An 818-nucleotide genomic window follows, 5' to 3' on the forward strand; every position below is an offset into this window, starting at 1 on the left:
GCTGAGGGCCGTACGGGGTACGGCAGAGGGCCCGTTCCCTCCCCACGGAAGGGGGAGGAAACGGGCCCTCGACGCGCTTTCGGACTCGCGCGGGCCGCACCGAGTCGGCCGTGACGGTGTCGCGCCGCGACGCTACGACTCAGGGCACAAGCCGGCCGAGGCGGTGACACGGGTCAGCCGAGGAGACCGGGGCGGGCGGGTCAGGCGGTGATCGCCGGGTTGCCGGCGGAGCCCACGGGCACGTACGGCTGCAGTTCCGCCGCCAGTTCCGCGTGCACCCGGGCCTTGAGCAACGTGCCCTCCGAGGTGTGCTCCTCGGAGATCACCTCGCCCTCGGCGTGCGTGCGCGAGACCAGGCCACCGCGCGTGTACGGCACCAGCACCTCGATCTCGACGCTCGGCCTGGGCAGCTCCGCGTCGATGAGCGCCAGCAACTCCGCGAGGCCCTGCCCGGACCGCGCCGACACGGCGATCGCGTGCGGCTCGATGCGCAGCAGCCGTTGCAGCACCACCGGGTCCGCGGCGTCCGCCTTGTTGACCACCACGATCTCCGGCACGTCGACGGCGCCCACGTCCCGAATCACCTCGCGCACGGCCGCCAACTGCTCCTCCGGCGCCGGGTGCGAACCGTCCACCACGTGCAGGATCAGGTCGGAGTCCGCGACCTCCTCCATCGTGGAGCGGAACGCCTCGACGAGGTGGTGCGGCAGGTGCCGCACGAATCCGACGGTGTCGGCGAGGGTGTAGAGCCGGCCGCTGGGCGTCTCGGCCCGGCGCACCGTCGGGTCCAGGGTGGCGAACAGGGCGTTCTCCACCAG

At 72.9% G+C, this 818-nt stretch carries 1 protein-coding gene; it reads right to left on the reverse strand.

From position 1 onward, the window contains the following. Positions 1-200: 200 nt before the first annotated feature. Positions 201-818: GTPase HflX (locus tag KUM32_RS39170; RefSeq protein ID WP_217146526.1), on the reverse strand; the 618-nt coding region annotated here is incomplete at its 5' end.

This window comes from Streptomyces sp. AC627_RSS907 (assembly GCF_019049165.1).